This window comes from Desulfosarcina sp. (assembly GCF_033791525.1).
Taxonomy (GTDB): Bacteria; Desulfobacterota; Desulfobacteria; order Desulfobacterales; family Desulfosarcinaceae; genus Desulfosarcina.
Genome location: NZ_JASJGN010000448.1, coordinates 1 through 4,897, shown reverse-complemented (window position 1 = coordinate 4,897; position 4,897 = coordinate 1). Strand labels below are relative to the sequence as shown.

The 4,897-nt window shown below is 58.8% G+C and carries 4 protein-coding genes; all 4 read right to left on the bottom strand.

Going from position 1 to position 4,897, the window contains the following annotated elements:
- Positions 1-206 precede the first annotated feature (206 nt).
- Entirely contained in the window at positions 207-2,183 is a 1,977-nt protein-coding gene (locus tag QNK41_RS21240) for a DUF3488 and transglutaminase-like domain-containing protein (RefSeq protein WP_319261314.1), read from the bottom strand.
- A 3-nt stretch (positions 2,184-2,186) separates the two neighbouring features.
- Complete coding sequence (locus QNK41_RS21235) at positions 2,187-3,131, bottom strand: DUF58 domain-containing protein (RefSeq protein WP_319261311.1); 945 nt, start codon at positions 3,129-3,131, stop codon at positions 2,187-2,189.
- On the bottom strand, positions 3,128-4,051 hold the full coding sequence (locus QNK41_RS21230; protein ID WP_319261308.1) for a MoxR family ATPase: 924 nt from the start codon (positions 4,049-4,051) through the stop codon (positions 3,128-3,130). Before QNK41_RS21230 ends, QNK41_RS21235 begins: the two co-directional genes overlap by 4 nt.
- A gap of 569 nt (positions 4,052-4,620) precedes the next feature.
- Positions 4,621-4,897, bottom strand: a 277-nt coding sequence (locus QNK41_RS21225; RefSeq protein WP_319261305.1) for a TIM barrel protein, incomplete at its 5' end; no start/stop codon positions are given.

Below are 4,897 nucleotides of genomic sequence, written 5' to 3'. Positions count from 1 at the left end.
CCGGGCCGTGGACCGGATTGCCGAACGGTTCGGCCATTCGGCCCTTCACCGGGGATCGTTGACGCCACCGGATGACCTGTCAATTGACTGATGATAAAAGGACGGGTCCCTGGTTGCTAGGTTCTGGTTTCCCACATCCGACTTCAGACTTCAGACTTCATACCTCAGACCTCTGACCTCTGACCTCTGACCTCAGTCCTCAGTCCTCAGTCCTCCGGCCTCCGACCGCCGGCAGCCATCGCCTGTCGCGGGTTGAAACGCCGCACCCGCAGACGAAACGCCTTCAACGCGTCCACAGCGCATTCATGGCCATATCGCAGACCGATGTAGCATCCAATGATCGCATCCACCTCCCGCTCGAGTGCAGGATGCCGGTCCATCACCAGGCGGCCATAGTCCAAGGGCCCCTGGTGCGATGCTTTGGGAATGCCGGCGCTCGCCATTTTGCCCAGAAAACGTCCATAAACCTTCAGCACTTTGTCTTCAAGCGGTTTGGGGATTTCTTTTTTCCGAATGCTGCCCAGCAGGATCACACCGGCGATAAACAGCGGCGGCAACACCATAAACAGCAGCCAACCACTTTGCCGTCCAGCAAAGATGCCTATTCTTCTCAGCAGAGCGATCTGATCTTCGGCGGAAAAGCCCATGAACCACATGTCCCACCGGGTATTTACGGCCTCCCAGGTCTGACGAACGGTTTCGGTCAAGCGAGCCAACAGATCGCCCCGGGAACGACCGAGAAACCAGAGCAGCTCTTCTCCGGCAAGGGCGCGTTCAATACCGGCGTCGATACGGTCGGGGGCCACTGTGAAGGTCGGATCCACGCGCACCCATCCCTGCCCCGCCAGCCACACCTCGCACCAGACGTGGGCATCGGAGTGGCGCACCGTCAGAAATTCCCCCAAGGCATTCCACCTGCCGCCCTGATAACCGCCTACGATCCGTGTCGGCACACCGGCAGCCCTCATGAGCACGGTAAAGGCGGTCGCAAAATGCTCGCAAAATCCCTTCCGGCTGACCAAAAGAAAATCGTCCACGGCGTGAATCCCCAACCGGTCCGGACGCAGGGTATACGAAAAACCATTTTCCTTGAAAAACGCCAGGGCTGCCGCCACCACGTCCTCGGGCCCAGCGTGGATCCGGGCCCACCGATTGCCAAGGGCAAGGGTCTGTGGATTCCGGTTCGGTGGCAGTTGCAGGTAGTCTTCACCGGGATCGTCTGCAGAATTTTGCAGGGAGTCCAGAAAGGATGCAGCATCGTAATGAAAACGCTGCCAGAGGGGTCGACGGGCCATCAGGGTGTGATCGTCCATGATGGTGGCCACGGGATTGGCCGTCACCGGCAGGTCCAGAGCGAACAGGTACCGCTGGCCGTGAGGTTCGAGTATTACCGTGTAGCGGGACAGATCCGTGCCGCCGACACTGCCCGGGCGGGTTGCCTGGCGACTGTCCGGATACCAGCTGTTACCGTCAAAGCGCTGGAAAACGATGCCCCGCCAATAGAGCCGGTCCGCATCAGGGACCGGTGAGTCGAACGTCACCGAAAAGGCGGGTTCGTCGACCAGCACCAGTCGGGACACATCGCCGATGCGCATGCTGCTGGAAAAACCGGACCGGCTTTGCTTGGCCCACGGGGATCCCCAGAAACTGCCAGACAGCCGCGGGAAGAGAAGAAAAAGCAGCACCATAAGCGGAACCGCCACCAGAATCAACTTCGCTGCCAAACGCAGCTGCCGGCCGATTGCACCCGTGGGGTCATTCACATGGATCAGCACGCCGGTGGTGGTCCAGACCGACACGAACAGGTAGAGCGTCATGGACAGGTTTTCAAAGGTAAACAGACTGGTGATGGTCAGGAAGTAGGCCAGAAAGGCCGTCACCATGCTGTCCCGCCGGCTTCGGATCTCCAGGGGTTTGATACCGGCCATCACGGCCAGCAGGGCGATAAAATCCCCGCCGTCAAACCGCAGGCCGGCGAACATCAGCACCGCCGTCATGCCCACGATGAAGATTGCCAATCGGACGCCTCGTGACACCGCGGGCCATCCGCGATTTTCCCGAAAGAGCAGATATCCCCACGAAACCGCGCACCACCCCACGGCCCACCACGGCAGTTGAAGCACCAGGGGTGCCATGGCCACCGCGAGGGCAAGGAGCAACGGACGAATGGGCTGACGTTGCATGGCTCAGCCGTTTCCGTAAAGGGCCAGCGCCCAGAGGCATCGATCCCGATGAACCCTTCCGTTGGCGGCAGGAAAAGTTTGTCCGGCCAATCGCATGCCGTAGCTGCGTCGCTGATGGTAAGCCTGGAGAATATGGAAACAGAGGATGGAGAGTTTTCTCTCTGTATCGTCGCCCTTGATGTCATCGATATCCAACATCAGGCCTTCGCCGGCCTGGCCGGCAAAGGTTTTGGTGTGAAGCCCCCGGCCCCGCGAATAGGCCTGCCAGTGGATTCGCCCAGGCGAATCGCCGGGCTGGTAGGCCGATAGTCCCACAAAATCCTCGACGCCGGCCGTTTGCCCGATGTCGCCGTTTCGGTGAGCCGACACGGTCGTGCCTTCGGGGGTAGCCGCAGAAATGGGTCGGGGGTAGACCAGACAATGCAAGCCGGTGTCGATCCGCGCCCAGGCCCGGAACAATCCCAAAGGGTAGTCGGATGCGATGCGCAGCCATCCCGGATCAAAAAGCCCTCGATGGCCTGTCCGTGCGCGAACCATGACCCGGGCCGGTTGCTTGGGTCTGAGATCAGCCCGGATACGATCCGCCGCTTTGAAATACCAGTAAAGGCCGGTTCGCGGCTGTTCCACATCGGCAACCCGAAGGTCCACGTCCGCGGACTCACCGGCAAATACCGGCATTGCCGTAGCCGATACCAGGCGCAGACCATAAAGCATGCTGTAGGTATGCATCATCGCCGTCAGCCCGAGGCTGCCCAGAAGAAAGGTGAGCAGAAAGCCCAGGTTGTTGTTGTAGTTGATGGACCCGATCAGCATGGCCCCCAGCACCGTCAGGTACAGCATACCGTAGCTCGTGGGAAGAATATAGATGTTGCGCAGGCCCAGGACCACGGGAATGGTCGTGTTGCCACCGACAAAGCGGTAAAAGGTGCGGGAAATGGCGGACGTCACGGTACAGCCACCTCTCGAAACAGGGTTTCCAGCCGTCGCGCCGGGATCTCTGCCAGGTCATCGCGGGATCTGAGGCGGTGCCCGACCACGCTGATCAATACGGCCTGAATGTCTTCGGGCAGGGCGTAGTCCCGGCCGCTGATAAAGGCCCAGGATCGGGCTGCGTGCACCAGCGCCAGACCTGCACGTGGTGAGAGGCCCATGTGAAAGTGCTTGTCGTTACGGGTAAAATCCAGCAGATCCTGGAGGTAGTTCAAAAAGGCGTCGGCCACATGCACCTGGTCTACCTGTTTCTGGAGTGCCAGCACATCCTCAGGGGACAAACACCGTTTCATGTCCTGCAAGACCAGGCGCTGCGTCCGATCCCCGCCCAACAGCCGCCGCTCCGCCTCACGATCCGGGTAGCCCAGTTCGATGCGCATCAAAAACCGGTCCAACTGGGATTCGGGCAGCGGAAAGGTGCCGGACAATTCCATGGGGTTCTGGGTGGCGATGACAAAAAAGGGGGCGGATAGCCCGCGCGTCTTGCCGTCGCTGGTGACCTGCCCCTCCTCCATGGCCTCTAACAGGGCGCTCTGGGTTTTGGGCGTGGCTCGGTTGATCTCGTCGGCCAGCAGCACCTGGGTGAATACCGGACCCGGGTGAAAGACAAATGCAGCGGTATTCTGGTCGAAGATGGAGCTGCCTAAAATATCGCCGGGCAGCATGTCGCTGGTGAACTGGATCCGTCTAAATTTCAGGCCCATGCATCGGGAGAGCACCTTGGCCAGCGTGGTTTTCCCGATGCCCGGGATATCCTCGATGAGCAGATGCCCGCCGGCAAACAGGCAGGTTAGGGCCATGCGGATCTGATCTTTTTTGCCCAGCACCACCTGGCCGATCTGTCGAACGATGGTTTCAAACTGCGGTTGCATATCCATCCTTGTGCCACCTGAAAAGGTTGAAGGATCTGGCGCTGAGCCGCTGTCCTCATGCAATGAGAAATTCGTATTGGGGTCAAGATAAGCGCCAAAAGATAGATTCCAACCCTTGTATCGGCCTTTTCCGGCCGGTCTGAAGCCACCGGATGGTTATTTTCCGGCGATGATGACCGCGCAAAACCAATGTTTTTCTGATTCTTGCGCATCGGTCAAAAAATCAAGGATTCCCTCGCCTCCTGCGGTTTGTGCTGTGAGACCTGTTTTGCCCAAGTGGATGGAGATATTCGCCGGTACCGCTTGAAACTTAGGGAAAAATTAGGCCTGGAAAAATTCTATGAAAAGGCTAACGCTCGTCCCAGGTATCTCTGAAACGGGCAGGTGACAGGTTTTGCGGAACTGCATGTTTTCGTATCGTATCTTGTTTTCGTATCGTATCAAATGGTCTGCAGAAATGTCGATACCTGCTGAAGCGCTTGGCACTGCGCGGGAATGACACGATCAGAGACTTTATACGAACCCGTCAAAATTCAGCCTTCGGTCATCGATACGCAAGCCATCATTTCCTCAGCCTACTCAATCATCCCTTTCAGCATGCGGATCTCTTCGGCCCAGCGGCTGTCATCGGGAGTCTCCAGGATCATGGGAATCCCGTCGAAGCGGCGATCTTTCATGATCATCCGAAAGGCATCCAATCCCAGCGTGCCCTGGCCCAGGCTTTCATGGCGGTCCACGCGGCTGCCCATGGCCTTCTTCCCGTCGTTCAGGTGAAGGCCTTTCAGAAAGGAGAAACCCGCCACGGCGTCGAAGTGCGCCAGGGTCTTTTCGTAACCGTCCGGCGTGACCAGG